20 protein-coding genes are annotated in these 16,252 nt (G+C 64.7%); 9 read left to right on the forward strand and 11 right to left on the reverse strand.

Translation table 11 applies throughout. The features are described 5' to 3' along the window. Positions 1-26 precede the first annotated feature (26 nt). Entirely contained in the window at positions 27-863 is an 837-nt protein-coding gene (locus AC56LU_RS18485) for a metallophosphoesterase family protein (protein ID WP_497177077.1), read from the forward strand. Positions 864-946: 83 nt separating this feature from the next. Here the strand turns inward: AC56LU_RS18485 and cls are convergent, their stop codons facing one another. Beyond that, positions 947-2,335 carry a cardiolipin synthase gene (gene cls, locus AC56LU_RS18490; RefSeq protein WP_497177078.1) on the reverse strand — a complete coding sequence of 463 codons (1,389 nt, stop codon included), beginning with the start codon at positions 2,333-2,335 and terminating at the stop codon, positions 947-949. Beyond that, positions 2,332-4,449 (reverse strand): site-specific recombinase, encoded by a 2,118-nt coding sequence (locus tag AC56LU_RS18495; RefSeq protein ID WP_497177079.1) that lies wholly within the window; start codon positions 4,447-4,449, stop codon positions 2,332-2,334. Before AC56LU_RS18495 ends, cls begins: the two co-directional genes overlap by 4 nt. Positions 4,450-4,576: 127 nt before the next feature. On the opposite strand from AC56LU_RS18495, the gene AC56LU_RS18500 reads away from it, so the two are divergent. Then, a complete protein-coding gene (locus tag AC56LU_RS18500) occupies positions 4,577-5,413 on the forward strand; it encodes a branched-chain amino acid aminotransferase (protein ID WP_497177080.1) in 837 nt (278 codons plus the stop codon). A gap of 108 nt (positions 5,414-5,521) precedes the next feature. Here AC56LU_RS18500 and AC56LU_RS18505 read toward each other — a convergent pair whose 3' ends face one another. The 5 genes from AC56LU_RS18505 to AC56LU_RS18525 all read right to left on the reverse strand — a co-directional run bounded on the left by AC56LU_RS18505 (position 5,522) and on the right by AC56LU_RS18525 (position 8,427). Then, positions 5,522-6,127, reverse strand: a complete 606-nt coding sequence (locus AC56LU_RS18505) for an NUDIX domain-containing protein (protein ID WP_497177081.1) — start codon at positions 6,125-6,127, stop codon at positions 5,522-5,524. Positions 6,128-6,226: 99 nt separating this feature from the next. Continuing rightward, positions 6,227-6,895 carry a YiaD family glycine zipper/OmpA-like lipoprotein gene (locus AC56LU_RS18510; RefSeq protein ID WP_497177082.1) on the reverse strand — a complete coding sequence of 223 codons (669 nt, stop codon included), beginning with the start codon at positions 6,893-6,895 and terminating at the stop codon, positions 6,227-6,229. Positions 6,896-6,998: 103 nt separating this feature from the next. After that, complete coding sequence (locus AC56LU_RS18515; protein ID WP_020652694.1) at positions 6,999-7,145, reverse strand: lmo0937 family membrane protein; 147 nt, start codon at positions 7,143-7,145, stop codon at positions 6,999-7,001. 115 nt (positions 7,146-7,260) lie between these two features. Further along, entirely contained in the window at positions 7,261-7,488 is a 228-nt protein-coding gene (locus tag AC56LU_RS18520; RefSeq protein ID WP_497177083.1) for a hypothetical protein, read from the reverse strand. A gap of 183 nt (positions 7,489-7,671) precedes the next feature. Then, positions 7,672-8,427 carry a glycine zipper 2TM domain-containing protein gene (locus AC56LU_RS18525; protein ID WP_497177084.1) on the reverse strand — a complete coding sequence of 252 codons (756 nt, stop codon included), beginning with the start codon at positions 8,425-8,427 and terminating at the stop codon, positions 7,672-7,674. Between the two features lie 202 nt (positions 8,428-8,629). Here AC56LU_RS18525 and AC56LU_RS18530 point away from each other — a divergent pair, with 202 nt between their 5' ends. Beyond that, the gene (locus AC56LU_RS18530; protein WP_497177085.1) at positions 8,630-9,358 is read left to right on the forward strand and encodes a Crp/Fnr family transcriptional regulator; all 729 of its coding nucleotides are present in this window, start codon (positions 8,630-8,632) and stop codon (positions 9,356-9,358) included. 70 nt (positions 9,359-9,428) lie between these two features. On the opposite strand, the gene AC56LU_RS18535 is transcribed toward AC56LU_RS18530, so the two are convergent. The 3 genes from AC56LU_RS18535 to AC56LU_RS18545 form a co-directional block, all read right to left on the reverse strand. Continuing rightward, the gene (locus tag AC56LU_RS18535) at positions 9,429-9,650 is read right to left on the reverse strand and encodes a YMGG-like glycine zipper-containing protein (RefSeq protein ID WP_497177086.1); all 222 of its coding nucleotides are present in this window, start codon (positions 9,648-9,650) and stop codon (positions 9,429-9,431) included. 19 nt (positions 9,651-9,669) lie between these two features. Beyond that, positions 9,670-9,981 (reverse strand): BON domain-containing protein, encoded by a 312-nt coding sequence (locus AC56LU_RS18540; protein ID WP_497177087.1) that lies wholly within the window; start codon positions 9,979-9,981, stop codon positions 9,670-9,672. A 91-nt stretch (positions 9,982-10,072) separates the two neighbouring features. Continuing rightward, positions 10,073-12,148 (reverse strand): AsmA family protein, encoded by a 2,076-nt coding sequence (locus AC56LU_RS18545; protein WP_497177088.1) that lies wholly within the window; start codon positions 12,146-12,148, stop codon positions 10,073-10,075. 210 nt (positions 12,149-12,358) lie between these two features. Here AC56LU_RS18545 and AC56LU_RS18550 point away from each other — a divergent pair, with 210 nt between their 5' ends. From AC56LU_RS18550 to AC56LU_RS18575, 6 genes are all read left to right on the forward strand, one after another. Next, positions 12,359-12,781: a DUF4398 domain-containing protein gene (locus tag AC56LU_RS18550; RefSeq protein WP_497177089.1), complete on the forward strand. Its 423-nt coding sequence runs from the start codon at positions 12,359-12,361 to the stop codon at positions 12,779-12,781. Between the two features lie 78 nt (positions 12,782-12,859). Beyond that, positions 12,860-13,801, forward strand: a complete 942-nt coding sequence (locus AC56LU_RS18555; protein WP_497177090.1) for an OmpA family protein — start codon at positions 12,860-12,862, stop codon at positions 13,799-13,801. Between the two features lie 29 nt (positions 13,802-13,830). After that, complete coding sequence (locus AC56LU_RS18560; protein WP_497177091.1) at positions 13,831-14,364, forward strand: ferritin-like domain-containing protein; 534 nt, start codon at positions 13,831-13,833, stop codon at positions 14,362-14,364. A 69-nt stretch (positions 14,365-14,433) separates the two neighbouring features. Further along, positions 14,434-14,787 carry an ElaB/YgaM/YqjD family protein gene (locus tag AC56LU_RS18565; RefSeq protein WP_497177092.1) on the forward strand — a complete coding sequence of 118 codons (354 nt, stop codon included), beginning with the start codon at positions 14,434-14,436 and terminating at the stop codon, positions 14,785-14,787. An 18-nt stretch (positions 14,788-14,805) separates the two neighbouring features. Then, on the forward strand, positions 14,806-15,192 hold the full coding sequence (locus tag AC56LU_RS18570) for a phage holin family protein (protein ID WP_497177093.1): 387 nt from the start codon (positions 14,806-14,808) through the stop codon (positions 15,190-15,192). Between the two features lie 24 nt (positions 15,193-15,216). Beyond that, positions 15,217-15,594, forward strand: a complete 378-nt coding sequence (locus AC56LU_RS18575) for a hypothetical protein (RefSeq protein ID WP_497177094.1) — start codon at positions 15,217-15,219, stop codon at positions 15,592-15,594. A gap of 249 nt (positions 15,595-15,843) precedes the next feature. Here the strand turns inward: AC56LU_RS18575 and AC56LU_RS18580 are convergent, their stop codons facing one another. Beyond that, a complete protein-coding gene (locus AC56LU_RS18580) occupies positions 15,844-16,206 on the reverse strand; it encodes a hypothetical protein (protein ID WP_497177095.1) in 363 nt (120 codons plus the stop codon). Positions 16,207-16,252: the final 46 nt, after the last annotated feature.

Below are 16,252 nucleotides of genomic sequence, written 5' to 3' on the forward strand. Positions count from 1 at the left end.
ATCGGAAAGCATAGAGGAAGCAGCGGATGCGCACACTCGTACACCTGTCGGACCTGCATTTCGGCCGCGTCGATCACAGCCTGCTGGCGCCGCTGCGCACGCTCATCGAGCGCATCGCGCCCGACGTGCTGGTGGTCTCGGGCGACCTGACCCAGCGCGCCAAAGCCGAGCAGTTCGAAGAAGCGCGCGCTTATCTCGATACCCTGCCGGGGCCGCAGATCATCGTGCCAGGCAACCACGACATCTCGCTCTATAACGTGTTCCGCCGCTTCGTGAAGCCGCTGGAGCGCTACAAGCGCTATATCACCGACGACCTCGATCCGTTCTACCTCGACGACGAGATCGCCGTGGTCGGCGTCAACACGGCGCGTTCGTTCACGATCAAGGACGGCAAGGTGAGCCGCGACCAGCTGGCCACGGTCAGGCAGCAGCTGGCCGGCGTGCCGGCCTCGGTAACGCGCATTATCGTGGCCCACCACCCCTTCGACCTGCCCGACCATTTCGAGGAACAGGACCTGGTGAACCGGGCGCCGCGGGCGATGCAGGCCTTTTCGGAATGCGGGATCGACATCCTGATGGGCGGCCACATGCACGCCAGCCACGCCGGCAGCACGGCAACGCGTTACCAGATGAGCGAATACGCGGCGCTGGTGGTGCAGGCGGGAACCGCGACCTCCACGCGCGGGCGGGGCGAGGTGAATTCCTTCAATGTGCTGCGGGTCGAGCCGGAGAAGGTCGAGATCGACCGCTACGGCTGGGACGTGGTGCACGGCCACTTCGAGCTGGTCGATACCGACAAGTTCATGCGGGCCGGGAGTGTCTGGACGCCGCATAACGACGGCCTGATGGCCGCGGGGCTGTAGGGTGGGCGGCTTTGCCGCCCACGCGTTCAACTACACGGTGAGTTGGCGCACTTCGACTTTCTGACGCTGCCCACGCTACAACATCAAATCCAGTATTCAGCGAGGCGGCCCATCAGCTCGCGCAACCGGTCCTTCCACGGCCGGTTGCGCCACTGCTCCAGCGTCACCTGCTTCGAGTGGCGCAGGTCTTCGTTGAAGGCGCTCTCCATGTCCTTCCCGAAGGCCGCGTCCAGCACCACGACGTTCAGTTCGTAGTTGTGGATGAAGCTGCGCCGGTCGATGTTGGCCGAGCCGATGGTGGACCAGATGCCGTCGATCACCGCCGTCTTGGCGTGCAGCACGGCCACCTGCAGCTGGTAGATCTTCACGCCGCCGGCGAGCAGCTGGTCGTAGAAGGCCTGGCCGGCGTACTTGATCAGGTCATGGTCGGAGACCCCGGGCAGCACCAGCTTGACGTCGACGCCGCGCCGCGCCGCCGCGGTCAAGGCATCGACGATCTGCTGGTCCGGCACGAAATAGGCCGAGGTGATGTTGATCGATTTCTTTGCCTCGTTCATCGCCACCATCAGCGACTTGTAGATCTCCGAATCGCGATCCGGCGTAGTGGCAAGCACGCGCATCACCTTGTCGCCCGCCGGGGCCAGGCGCGGGAAGTACGCGGCGGCCGGCAAGTCGCCGGCGTCCTGGCGCACCCAGTTGTCGACAAAGGCATATTGCAGCGCGGCCACGGCTGGGCCTTCGATGCGGATGTGGGTGTCGCGCCAGCCGACATCGTCGCTGTCGACATTCTCGGGCTTGCGCTTCGAGCGGAACAGCGAGCTGTTGGCGTAGGTTTCGCTGATGTTGATGCCCCCGGTGAAGCCGATCCTGCCGTCCACCACCATGATCTTGCGGTGGTCGCGGTTGTTCAGCTGCCAGTTGCCGGGCCGCTTGGTCGGGTCCACCGGGTTGAAGATCAGCACGTTGACCCCGGCCGCGCGCATGCGCTCGAAGAATTCCTTCGGTGTCGCCAGCGTGCCCACCCCATCGGCGATGATGTTGACGATCAGGCCCTGGCGCCGCTTTTCCATCAGGAGGTCGGCGAACTGCAGGCCGATCGGGTCGCGGTCGAAGATATAGGTCTCGAGGTTGATCGAGGATTTGGCGTCGCGCACCGCCGCCATCATCTCGCGCATGGTGGCGGGGCCGTCGAACAGCAGCGTCACCTTGTTGCCGGGGATGAGCGGGGCGCCGGTGACCTGTTCTTCGAGCACCGCCAGCTGCTTGAGGTCGGGCGAGGCATTCGCCCAACGCTTGGACAGCAGCTGGGCCGCCTGCTTCGGCTGCAGCATGCCGCGCGGCGTCGCCACCGCGGGGGTGGCCTTGGAGGGATTGTCGGGCAGGGTCTCCGCATCCGGCAGCGACTTGCATGAGGCGACCACGCAGACGAAGGCCAGGAAGGCCAGGAAAGAGCTGAAGCGCTTGTTATTCATTTCGTGTCCCTTACGATGAGTTCGCTGCCAGGGGAGAGATCCTTGGGTCCAAGGAAAAATTCAACGGGTGCGCCAAAGAAGCGGCGGCCCAGCGCCTGCACCAGCAGGATGCCGCGCTTGAAGCGGATCTTGCGGGCGCGCATCGCCACCCACAGCGCCAGGCCGAAGCTGACCAGGAGGTTGACCGTGCCGATCAGTGCCACGCCGGCCGCCCCGTTGCCGATCGCCTCCCAGGGCAGCGCGTAGTCGAGCGCGACCAGGGCGGTGGCGAAATTGGCGGTGGAGAAGGTGACGTGGCGGATGTCGAGCGGCAGGCCCAGCAGGAAGCCGACGAAGCCGGTCATGCCGAGCATCAAACCGAAGAAGAAATTACCCATCAGGCTGCCGAGGTTGTCCTCGATATACACGGAAAAGCGCTCGAGGCGCGCCGTCCCCATCAGGCGGCGCAGGCTGCGCAGCTGGCGCACGCGCTGGCCCATGCGCGTGTACAGCGCCTTGTTGTCGTAGTAGCCGGAGATCAGGCCCGCCACGAACAGCCACACGCCGGCGATCGCGGCGTAGAACAGGGCGGGGCTGTGGACGGGATCGATGTCGATCAGCAGGTGGTGCGCCTTGACCGGGTTGACCATGTGGCTGCCATTGATCATCTTGTAGCCGACCGCGATCAGCCAGGCCACCGGAAAGGCCAGCACCACGTTGCCGAGCACGGCGACGATCTGGGTGCGGAACACCTTGGTGACCAGCGTGGCCAGGCTGTCGACGTCGAGTCCGCGGCCGTTGTCGGCCTTTTGCAGCGAGGCCGCGATGTGCTGGGCCGTCATGGCGGGCTGCTTGGTCGCCACCGTGAAATGCAGCACGTAGATGAGGATGAAGCCCAGCGAGTAGTTCATGCTGAACAGGAAGGCCTCGACCAGGGGCGCCGTGTGCAGGTAGCCCAGCATGATCTTGAACATCGCCATGAAGCCGACGATGAAACCGGCGCCCGAGGCGGCCACGAACATGTGGCGCAGGGCGCGCCGGGTTTCGGCGATGTAATGCTCGCCGGTGCGGCTGGCATTCTCGGTCACATTGCGCGCCAGCAGGTCGACGTTGTCGCGCAACAGGCCACGCACCTGATACTTGGTGTTGTGGGCCTCGATCAGTTCTTCGGCCAGGGCGATCGCCGCCAGGCGGCGGTCGCTCGCCACTGCGCCCGCCGGGTTCGCCACCGAGCTGGCCACCGCTTCCAGGTCCACCGTCGGCGCGCTCGGCAGCTCACCGCGCACATCCACCAGGTAGAGCAGCTTGTGAAGGCGCTCGATGCTCTGCTGCAGGGCCACCAGCAGGTAAGTCAGGGCCACGCTGGTCCCGCTCGACTGCGCGCCGCGGCGGATCTTGGCCACCACCTCGCCGCACTGGTCGAGCATCACCAGGAGGTGGCGGGCCGGCTCCGGCCCCGCGCTCTTGCCGTCGAGGTAGCGGGCGTATTCGTCGAGGTAGTGGTTGACCTCGATGTTCTGCATCAGGAAGGGCGAATCGAAATTCTCGATCTCGCTGTAGCTGTGCACCAGCCGCGGTTCCAGGCCGAGCGCGCAGATGCGACAGGACAGGGTGCGGATCGCATCCAGCAGGCCCATCAGGGTAACGTAGCGCGCCCGGTCGGAGGGGGGCGGTCCGCCGCTGCGGTCAGTGGGCGGCGGAGCGTCGGCGATGACGTCGAACAGTTCCATCCAGTCGGCGGTTGGCACCATGCGGATCCAGGCATGATCTTCCTCGTCGTACAGCACCTGGTCGAGCGCATCCGACAGGTAGAGGTCGTTCAGTGCCGGCGGCAGGAAGCGGTAGGTGACGCGCCGTTTGAGTTCCGTGACGAAGCCATCGTTCGACAGGATGCCGATGTCGCTGTACAGGCTGGTGTGACGGCGGCGCTCGAGCAGGGTCGTGATATAGCGGCGCAGCGTCCAGGCCTGCGCCGGATTGCCCTTGAGTAGCTGGGTCAGGGTGCGCACGGCCTGCACCGGATCGTCCGCGTTTTGCCAGACCCAGCGATGGCGCGGGCGCAGGCAATCGACCAGGTCGACCAGGAGGTCGATGCGGTCGCTGTCGGGATCGATTCGTTCGAGAATGGCAAGCATGAACATTGTTGACACTGGAAAGCTACAGTGTACGCGAGGCATCGCGACCGGATGGTTCGCCACCGAACAATGAACCCGGTGAAAGCGTTACACTGACGGGCTGACTCAAAATAAAAAAGAGGGAAGCATGTACCTGACTTATTTCAACGGCCAGTGGACTGAAGGCAATGTGCCGCTGTATGGCGCAATGGACCACAGCCTGTGGCTGGGTTCCTCGGTGTTCGACGGCGCGCGCGCAATGCGCGGCAAGCTGCCCGACCTGCGTCCGCACCTGGAGCGCGTGATCGCGTCGAGCGAGAAGCTGGGCCTGCGTTGCCCGCTGAGCGTGGCCGAGATGGAAGCGCTGGTGCGCGAGGGTGTGGCGAAATTCCCGGCCGATGCCGAGCTGTACATCCGCCCGCTGGTGTTCGGCACCGAGGGTTTCCTGATTCCCGTGGCGGAGGCGAGCCAGTTCGCGCTGACGATTTTCGACGCGCCGCTGCCTGCCTTCGTGGGGTTTTCAAGCTGCCTGTCGACGCTGCGCCGCCCCCAGCCGGATATGGCGCCGACCGACGCCAAGGCATCGGCCCTGTACGCCAATTCGACCCGCGCCATGCGCGAAGCCAAGGCGCGCGGCTTCGACCAGGCGATCATGCTCGATGCGGACGGTAACGTTGCCGAGTTCGCGACCTCGAACCTGTTCATCGTGGCGCACGACGGCGCCGTGGTGACCCCGAAGCTGAACGGCACTTTCCTGGCCGGGATCACCCGTGCCCGCGTGATCGCGTTGCTGGCGTCGGAAGGCGTGCATGTCGAAGAACGCAGCGTCGCTCCGGATGAACTCTTGAGCGCGCGTGAGATCTTCAGCACCGGCAACTACGGCAAGGTCACGCCATGCACCCGTTACGAAGACCGCACGCTGGAAGCGGGGCCAGTGGCGCGCCGTGCGCGGGAGTTGTACCTGGCGTTCACCGAGTTGACGTAACCTGTAGGGTGCGCGGGGCTCCCGCCCACGCGGTGATCGTTGCAGCTTGAATCAACGAACGGGCTGCATTACGGTAATGTGAACGCGTGGGCGGCGAAGCCGCCCACCCTACAAATGCGATCCGCTTGATTGCTGGAGTTCTTCCCGCAGAAACAGCAGCAAGATCACCGTCTTGGCATCCACGATGCCGCCTTCCTTCACCCTCCTGAACGCCCCGTCGACGTCCATCTCCAGGACGTCGATGTCTTCGCCTTCGTCCTTCTTTCCCCCGCCCGCGCCCTGGCGGTCGCCATCCCGGTATTCGCCCAGGTAGCAATGCACCGTCTCCGTCAGCGACGACGGGCTCGAAAAGAATGCGATCACCTTGCGCAGCCCGTGCCCGCGGAATCCGGTTTCCTCGCGCAGCTCCGCGCGCACCCGTTCGCCGGGCTCGGTGTCGTCCAGCATGCCGGCCGGGACTTCGATCATGAAGCCGTCATGGCCGGCCAGATGCGCGCCGATGCGGAACTGGCGCGTCAGCAGCACGGTGCGGCGGTCCGGGTTGTAGAGCAGCACGGCGGCGCCGCCGGCATTGTGGTAGACCTCGCGGGTCTGTTCCTGGGCGCCGCCGTCGCGGCGGCCTTGGATGAACGTCACCTTCTTCAATGCGAAGTAGCTGGCAGAAAGGGCTTCCTGCCTGAGGATGCGAACAGGGTCGCCATGGTCGTCGTGCATGCACAGCTCCGGATGCGTGTGAAAACGACTATAGCGCCGCGACGTAAAAAAATCCGCCCGGCTTGCACCAGGGCGGCTTTGGTCCACGCTATTCGTGCATCAACCCGGAGCACGCTCCGCGACATAGATCTCGACGCGGCGGTTGCGTGCGCGGCTCGACGCATCGTTGTTCGATGCGATCGGCTCGCGCGAGCCACGGCCTTCGATCGTGACGCGGTTCGGGTTCACGCCCCTGCCGGCAAGGTAGTCGCGGGTACGCGCCGCGCGGTCGACCGACAGCGGCTGGTTGATCGCATCGGTACCGGTGTTGTCGGTGTGGCCGATGATGACCACGGTGGTGGCCGGATTTTCCTGCAGCGTGCTGGCGAAGCGATCGAGCACCGGCTGGAAGTTCGACTTGATGTCGGAACGGCCGGTGTCGAACGAGACGTCGCTCGGGATATCGAGCTTCAGGCGGTTGTCCGACGTCTGGCTGACTTGCACGCCGGTGCCGCGGGTCGCCTGTTCCATCGCCTGCTTCTGCTGTTCCATGCGCTTGGACCAGATATTGCCGATCACGGCGCCCGCAGCCGCGCCAATGGCCGCGCCGCCGGCGGTGCGCTTGCCGCCGCCGCCGCTGGTGCTGGCGCCGACGATGCCGCCGAGGGCCGCGCCGATACCGGCGCCTTGCGCGGTGCCGCGCTGGGTCGCGCTCATGTCGGCACAGCCGGTGGCGGTAAAGGCCACGAGCGAAGCGGCGATGATGGTTTTGGTCAGTTTGGTATTCATATACTCTCCTTAGAAACGAAAATCCGCTTCGCGGTCATGCTCGCGGAAAACGGCCGCAGGCACGACTGCGAAACGGATTGGCCCTACAAAAAATCTGCCACAACTAGATGCCTCGTCCGCTGATCAGGCGCACCAGGATCATGATCACGGCAACGACCAGCAGGATATGGATGAAGCCGCCGATGGTGTACGAAGTCACCAGTCCGAGCAGCCACAAAACGATCAGGATGACGGCAATGGTATATAACATGATGAGGCTCCTTTGCTGAAATCACGCACTTTCGGCGTTATGAATCCAGTATGCCGGCGCCTACTGCTGGCCTCTGTTCGATGGCGTACTTACTACAATAAATTTGCCGTAGGGATCAAGCGTGCCCATTTTCCTTGCGCAGTCCCGGGATCCATCCCATGAAGCCAAGCAGACCGGTCACCCCGATCAGGCAGGTAACAAGACCGCCCGCCACCAGGAACACCACGTCCTGCGGTTGCAGCCCGCCTGCCGCCGTGTCGCCCGCCGGATGCGCCGACAGCAGGCCGAAGCTTGCCACGATGAAACCCCAGACGATAATGCCGACCCATGCTTTGCTGTTCATGATGCGTTCCCCTTGGAGTGGTTATTTTTTTGCACCGCACGCAGTGATAGCGTTGGTCTATTGTCGGGGTAGCTCATCCATTCTTCCGTGCGCTGCCGCACATTGCTTTTAGAAAATTATCTAAATGAAACAAAAGCCGGGATCCCTTGCGAGATCCCGGCTTGCGAGCGAGTGTCGATGGACTCAGGCGACCGAGCGCAGGCGGCCCTTCACGATGCGAACGCGGTCGCCGCTGCGCCACGCCGGCGGATTGTTCTGGCGGAAGGTGCGCAGGGTGCCGTCGTCGAGGCGCACGCGGATTTCGTAGCTGGTGCTGGCCTTCATATTGCCTTCGACCTGGTTGCCGACCACGGCCCCGCCAATGGCGCCCGCCGCGGTGGCGATGGTACGGCCGGTGCCGCCGCCGATCTGGTTGCCCAGCAGGCCGCCGACGATGGCGCCGCCGGCCGCGCCCAGGCCGCTGCCTTCGGCGCGCTGCTTGATGGTGCGGACCGATTCGACGTTGCCGCAGTTCGAGCACCAGTTACGGCCGTTATCGGCGGCCGCCACCTGAGCCGGCTTCCTCACCGGTTCTTCGATCACGCGTTCGACCACGGTCGCCGGGGCCGCCGCCGCCGCGGCCGCCGCTGGCGCCGGCACATAATTCGGTGCAGGTGCCGGTGCATAGGCCTGGGCCGGAACAGCGGGCTGGGCCGGGTAGACAGCGGGGGCGCTGCCGTCCGGCTGCACATAGCCAGGCGTCGCCTGCGGCAGGGTCGAGGCAAGCGCAAGGCGCTCGGCTTCGCTCAGCTGGCGCTCCTTGTTGCTGCCGACGGAAGTCGGAATCCAGCCCAGGATGGCTGCGGTGCCGACCAGGCAGAACAGCAATACGGCCAGTGCGGCCAGGATCATCAGCGGATGCATGCGTCCGCGCGCGGATGGGGTGGGTGAGGTGTTCATGCGTGTCCTTCCGGTGTGTTCTTGTCGAGCCCGACGTTGTACGGTGCGGGCAGCCTGTGCATTGCCAGATTGTCCTCAGGAACAACAAGCGGTTCCGTGCGTCACCGTACATACCACGGGTCAGCGGGGCGGTTACGCTGGTCTAAATTGTTTGCAAATGTATCCGACGGCCTGGCTTATGCATCCCCCACGCGAGAATCCGATGAATTTTGCCGTACCGCCGCCGATTGCCGAGCACAACAGCAACCTGCTGCTTGCCGCACTGCCGCCGCAGGAACTGGGGCAGATCCTGCCGCTGCTCGACCCGGTTCCCGTCGCGATCGGCGAGGTACTGTGCGAGGCCGGCGATCCACTGCGCTATATTTATTTTCCGCACGATTGCCTGATCTCGCTGATGGGCGTCGCCGAAGGCCGCATGACGCTCGAAGTGGGGCTGGTTGGGCGCGAGGGCATGGTCGGCGCCACGGTAGCGCTGGGCCACGAGACTGCCCAGGTGCGTGCCATCGTCCAGCGTGCCGGCAGCGCCAGCCGCATGGACAGCAGCCGCTTCCGCTTCGAAGTGGGACGTAATCCTTCGCTGCAGCGGGTGCTGTACCGGTATACCGATACGCTGCTGGCGCAGGCGATCCAGATCGCGGTCTGCAGCCGCTTCCATGTGCTGGAGGCGCGGCTGGCGCGCTCGCTGCTGGTCACGCGCGACCGTCTTCAGTCGGAAAAATTCCACCTGACCCACGAATTCCTGGCGCATGCGCTCGGCGTGCGTCGCGTCGGCGTCACGAAGGCCGCCAGCGCACTGCAGCAGCAGGGCCTGATCAACTACAGCCGCGGGAATATCGAGATCCTCGATCCGGAAGGCCTTGCCACGGCCTCGTGCACCTGCTACGAGATCGTGAAGGAAGCGGGCACGCAGCCGGTCCTCGGCGCCATGTAAATGACACACGAGCAAGCGAAAAAAAAGCCTGGCATCGCCAGGCTTTCCTGTTTTCGCATTCGAGAACCGATTAGTTGGTCTTGCCAACCTGGTTGCCGACCACGCCGCCCACGGCTGCGCCACCAACGACGCCGACTGGGCTGCCGCCGGTGAGGGCGCCGCCGACCACGGCGCCGGCGCCGGCGCCGACTGCGGTGGCTTTATCCTGCTGCGACATGCCGGCGCAGCCCGTCAGGCCGAGGGCGGCGGTTGCCAGGGTTGCGGTCATTACCAGTTGTTTGATGTTCTTCATGTTGATCTCCTTGGGTGGGTTATTTCAAGCGCAGGTCATTCCTGACCGACTTCACGCCCTTTACGGTCCGGGCAACCGACGCTGCGGCCGCCACACTGTCCGCCGAGCTGACGAATCCGCTCAGCCGTACAACGCCTTGCTCGGTCTCGACGTCGATCTCGAATACCTTCAGTGTCGGTTCGCGAACGATGGCAGCCTTGACGCCGGCGGTGATGGTGGCATCGTCCACATACTGCGCCACCGGACCCCCGCCGCCTGACGTCGCGCATCCTGCAATTTGGCCCAGGGCCAGAATGAGCGCCAGGGCGGTCGCGATACCAGGTTGTTTCATGCTGCAGTGTTCGTCGAGTCCATGTACACAGGATATTGCCCACCGAATTAATGATCTGTTCGACAACACACAATGCCATGTAAAAAATGTTTCAGCGGCGCCCGGTCCGGCCCGGCGGCGGCGCGGTCGGCTTCTCGCGCGACTGCGCCAGCAGGCGTGCACAGTCGCTATCCTTGCCCGGTCCGGCGTTGACCAGCGGGAGCAGGGCGGCGATCGGTGCGACGGCGGCCAGCGCAATGGCGCTGCCTGCCTTCATCGCCAGCACACCCTTGTCGACCGATATGTCCGGCTCGCTGAACGGGCCGCGCACGTAGAACGGCGAGCGCAGCGAGAACAGGCGCAGTCCCTTGGTCTTCGGGTCGATGCGCAGATCCAGCTGTTCGTTGGCCAGGTTGATGCTGCCGCTGATGTTGACCAGCGCCTCGTTCGTATCGACCACGAAATAACGAGTGCGGGCAAGGCCGTTGGTCACGCCGAAATCCGTGGCCATGCAGTTGAGCTGCACCTGCTTGTCGCCGAACAGCTTGGTCACGATGATGTTCGCCACGTTCAGGCCCATCATCTCGAGCATCAGCTTGCTCACCTGGCCCTGGTTGATCAGGGTCTTGAGTTCGCCGTTCGAGCCTGCGAGCAGGCTGGACACCGAGTTGCCCTGCGCGCTCAAGCTGGCGTCGCCGCTGATGCTGCCCACCGAGGCCTGCAGCTGCTCGATCTTGGGGAACAGCTTCGCGATCTCGATATTGCGTGCGGTGACCTTGGCCTGGGCCTTGATCGCCTGCGGTCCCTGGCGCCCGCGGCCGTCGAGGCGGATATTCGAGCGCACGGTGCCGCCCGCCATCGCGAATTCCAGCGGCTCGAGGTTCAACACCGCATTGTTCATCTTCAGGTGGGTCGACAGCTTGCTGATCGGGAAAGCCGTTTCGCGCACGATCTTGTCGGCCGAGAAGCGGACGTCGGCATCGAGCTTGTTCCAGCGCTCGGTCTTGAATTCCTCGACCGGCAGCACCTTGCCGCCCGGCTGCACGACGTCGGCGTTGCGCTCTTTCTTGGCGGCGTTGGAGTCGGCGCCGATCAGCGGCGCCAGGTCGGCGAACACCAGCTGCCGCGAGCGAACATTGCCCGACAGTTTGGGCCGCGCCCCGCCGGTGACGTACTCGAGGCGTCCGCCGATGTCCGACGATCCGACCTTGCCCTTGAAGCGGTCGTACACCCAGCGCATCGTCCGCTTGCCGTCGTCGCCTTCCTCGCCCAGGGTGCCGGTCAGGCGGCCCTCGGTCGAGAACGGTCCGGTGGTCGGCAGCACCACCCCGGTGAAGTTATACAGCTGGTCCATGCTGGGGCCGGCCAATTCCAGTTTCAGGTCGATGGCCGCCAGCTTCGAAGGGCGCGTGGCGGTTCCTTCGACCGCAATCCGCGTCTTGCCCGAGCGCATATCGGCCTGGATCGGGTAGGGCGTGCTTTGCTGTTTCAGCGAGAGCACCGCCCCCGCCTTGCCGCCGCCGGTGACCTTGGCGCCGTTGTAGGTGCCGTCGAGGGTCCAGCCGACGCCGTAGCGGGCGTCGTTCTCGAGGGTGCGGACCCGGGCTGTCACGTCGGCCTTCGTGACCGCATCCCGGATGTGCACGATGCCATCGGTCAGCACCACGCGATCGAGGTCGAGTGTCCATTTGGACTTTTCCTTGCGCTTGAAGGTCCAGTTATTGCGGTCCTCGTCCAGGCGCAGCAGGTCCACGCGCGGACCGTCGAAGCGCAGCAGCGGAATATTGATTGTCTTCGACAGCAGGGCGAACGGATTGACCGAGAACGAGAACTGGCGTGCGCTGCCCGAATCCTGGGCCGGCAGGCCGGCCGGGTTGCCGATGTGGGTGTCGTTGGCGATCAGGTGCGGCCAGGGGATGTGGTCGCGCCAGGTGCGTTCGGCCGGCGCCATGTTCCTGGCCGGGCGCTCCCATTCGACATCGAGCTTGCCGCGGATCGCGAACGGGCGGTCGATGGCGTCGCTCACCTTGGCATTGATCCAGGGACGGGCGCGGTTCCAGTCGAAGGTGAGGATGAACACGATGGCGATTAGCGGGATCGCGATCACGATCCCCAATATGCTCAGGAGTACTTTCTTGCGGCGCGCCGGATGACGGACCTGCGCTGCCGGCATGTCGTGCTCGGCCATGGCGGACTTTCGTTAATTTGTGGGGAGACTCAGTCCAGCTTAGCGCAAAGCCCGTTTCGTTCAATGTGCGGTGCCTAACGCTCTGCCATTGAGGTAAACGATACGGACCGAACAATGTGCGGCAGCGAACCGAAGGCAAGAGATAACAGGTTTATAACGTTACTAAGGACATTTCCTTATTAACAGGATTGATCAACAGGAGATAAAGCGATGGACCAACAAGACCCGATGACCCGGCTCCTGAAATCGGTTGCCGGCGCGGCTGCAGCCGCCGGCGTGCTGGTGCTGGCCGGCTGTACCAGCCCGCAGAAAGCCCCTGCCACCGCCGACGTGGCGGTCTCGCGCAATGCGGTCGAGAACGCGGTGTCGGCCGGCGCTGCCGAACTGGCCCCGGCCGAGATCACGGCTGCGCGCGACAAGATGATGCGCGCCAATGCGGCACTGGCGGCGAAAGACTACAAGCTGGCGCGCGAACTGGCGATCCAGGCCCAGGCCGATGCCAAGCTGGCGCAGAGCAAGGCCAGGTCGGCCAAGGCCACATCGGCTGCCGATGCCCTCGACGCCGACCTGCGCGTGCTGCGCGAGGAAGTCGAACGCGCCAACGCGCCATCGGCGACGACCTCGACCCAGTAAGCCGATACGAGCAATAACAAGAAGTTCCCTTCGTTGACCGCCGCGCGAACGCGGCGCCCAGGAAAAAAGGACAAACCCATGAAAACCCGTTCCACGATGTCGCTGCTGGCCGCCGCTGTGCTGGCCACGGCCTGCGCCACCTCTCCGATGACGACGCCGACGCTGGACCAGGCGCGCGCCGATTTCGTTTCCGCCAATAACAACCCGCAGATCGCCCAATATGCGCCGTTGGAATTCAAGCAGGCCAGCGACGCGCTCGAACAGGCCAATGCCGCGGCCGCACGCCGCGAAAGCCTGAGCGATGTCGACCGCCTGGCCTATGTGGCCAAGCAGCGTATCGCCACCGCGATGGAGGTGGCCAAGGCCAAGGCGGCGGAAGCCGACATCGCGAACGCCTCGCGCGAACGCGACCAGGTCCGCCTGGCCGCGCGTACCGCGGAAGCCGACCGCGCCAGGCGCGACGCCGAAGCGGCGCAGAACCAGGCCGCGCAGGCCCAGCAACAGGCGCAGAGCGCCCAGATGCAGGCCCAGGCCGCCCAGCAGCAGGCTGCCGCCGCCCAGGAGCAGAACGCCGCGCTGGTCCAGCGCGCCGCCGTGCTCGAAGCGCTGCTGGTCGAGCTGCAGGCCGTCAAGACCGAGCGCGGCTATATCGTGACGATTGGTGACGTGCTGTTCGCCACCGACCAGGCTACGCTGACGCCGAACGGTATGTCGACCTTGCGCAAACTGGCCGACGTCATGGCACAGAACCCGAACCGTACCGTGCTGGTCGAAGGGTTTACGGATAGTACCGGCAGCTCATCGTATAACCAGGAGCTGTCGCAGCGCCGTGCCGAAGCCGTGGCCTCGGCGCTGGGTAGCATGGGTGTGCCGCGCGACCGCATCGCCATGAAGGCGTACGGTGAGGCCTTCCCGGTTGCCGCGAACGATACGGCGTCCAACCGCCAGCTCAACCGCCGTGTCGAGATCGTGCTGTCGAACGAGAACGCGCAAATCCCGCCGCGTACCGCGGGGCGCTGAGCTGGCTTTTGAATTAGGGGAATTGAGTCATGGAAGAATCGAAACACCTCGCGCATGGCTTCGACGTCGGGGCCATCCGCCGGGCGGCGGCCAACCTCGACGACGGCGCCGTCACCGAGGGTTACCAGGCCGACCGCGAGGCGGTCATCGCGATGCTCAACGACGCGCTGGCCACCGAACTGCTGTGTATCCTGCGTTACAAGCGGCACTACTACACCGTGAGTGGCCCGAACACCGGCCACATCAAGGCCGAGTTCCTCGAACACGCCCAGCAGGAGCAGGATCACGCCGACCGCATCGCCGAGCGCATCGTGCAGCTCAACGGTTCGCCGAACTTCAACCCGGCCACGCTGACCGCGCGCAGCCATGCCGAGTACGATGATTCCGACGACGTGCAGGCGATGATCCGCGCCGACCTGATCGCCGAACGCGTGGCGATCGAGTCCTACCGTCAAATGATCCTGGCGATAGGCGACAAGGACCCGACCACCCGCGCCTTGCTGGTCGACATCATGTCCGTCGAAGAAGAGCACGCCGACGACATGCGCGACCTGCTGGCCTGAGGCCGGCTTCGCCGCCGGTTCCACCGCCGTTTACACATTAATCACCCATCAATAACAACGGAGCAGAACATGCTAGACACCACCCGCAGCAACTACAAATCCCAAGCCCATGGCTACGAGTTCGACCGCAACGCGTCGGAAGCCTCGGGAGACGTCAAGGCCCTGGTGCGCGACGCCCAGTCGATGCTGACCGCCGCCGCCGCGCTGACGGGCGACAAGGCCGAGGAACTGCGCAACCGCGGCATGGACATGCTCGACCGTGCGCTGGGCCGCGCCAGCCAATACCAGGGCCAGGCCATCGAGCGCAGCAAGGAACTGGCGCACGACGCCGATGTCTACGTGAGGGACAACCCCTACCGTACGCTGGCAGTCGCTGCCGGCATCGGCGTGCTGCTCGGCGTCCTCCTGAGCCGTAAGCCGTAAGTGCGGCCGGGGACCGACATGCAGAATGACGACAACGTCGTGCATAACCCCGGCCTCATGGGCGGGATCTCCAGCCTGATGAAGAGCCTGTTCGGACTGGTCGTGTCGCGTGTCGAACTGGCCGCGCTCGAACTGTCCGACGTGCGCAACCACCTAATCGAACTGGTGGCACTGTTCGGCGCCGCCATCCTGGCCATCTGGTTCGCCATCGCCTATGGCACCGCGACCATCGTCGCGCTGGCATGGGACGACATGGGCTGGAAGATCCTGCTGATCCTGTTCGTCGTGTTCCTGGTCATTACGGGCGTCCTGGTGGCGAAAGGACTGGCACTGCTCAAGCAGAACAAGCTTTCGTTCCCTGCGACCATGAAGGAACTCAAGAACGACCGCGACATGCTGCTCTAGGCAGCGACACGAAGGAGGGGAAACATGCACAATCAAGAGGGAACCACCGGACTGGCCGGCCACAAGCACAGCATCGATCCGGTGCGGCGCAAACAGGAACTGCTGCGTGAAGGCGAGTTTTTCCGTAGCAGCGTGGCGCATGCGCGGGCGCACATCCGTCACGCGGCGCGGCCTGACGTCATGCTGCACGGTGCGATCGACCACGCCACCTGGGCACTGCGTTCGCGCGCCGACGCCCTGTTGCGGCCGACCGGCACCAGCGTCTCCATGCTGATGCCTTATGGCATGGCGGCCTACAACTTCATTCGCCAGCGCCGGCTGGGCAAGCCGGTGGGCGCTGCCGCCATCCTGCTCGGTGTGGCCGGCTGGTACCTGAACAAGCGCCGTCACCAGCGCCAGTGATTCACCCGACACATTCGGCGGGTACAGCCGGAGCAAAGTCAAACTGAATATGGTGGGGCTTGAACGGCGTCGCAATCATCGATTGCGCGCCGTTTTTTTTCGCTGGACTGGATGCGTCAAAGCGCGCGTCGGCGCAGAGCGTGCGTGTGTTATCGGGGGGAGGGCGGTCCTGTGTTCGACCAACGGCCGTACACCGGACCCAGCGAGGGACCGGGTGACGAGCCGTCTACATGACCAGTGTAGATCAACTCAGGGCATCTGCCCGTCCAGCCGTGCCTTGGCCTGCGCCATGTCCTGCTGGTAGACCGTGCGCGCTTCCTGCAGGCAGGCGCTGCGCTCGGCGGCCGGCGCCTTCTTGCAGGCGTTCTTTGCTTCCTGCAATGCCGCACCCATCTCCTTGTGCAGTGTGCGCAACTGAGCCTGTCGGGTCGCATCTTCGCGGTACCACCGCGCCGGGTCGCCCTGGGCGATCTCGCGTGCCTGTTTACTGGCGGCGGCAGGCTCGACGAGGGCGTCGCTGCTGGTCCGGGGCTGCGTTTGGGCGTGGGCGAGCAGGGCGCTGCCGAGCAGGCAGGCGCAGGCCGCACGCAGTACGGTAGGGAAGGTTCGCATGGTGTCCTCCGGCGTTACGGTAGGAAGTGCCGCAGTCGGGCCGACC

The organism is Telluria sp. PB2R4 (assembly GCF_059685695.1).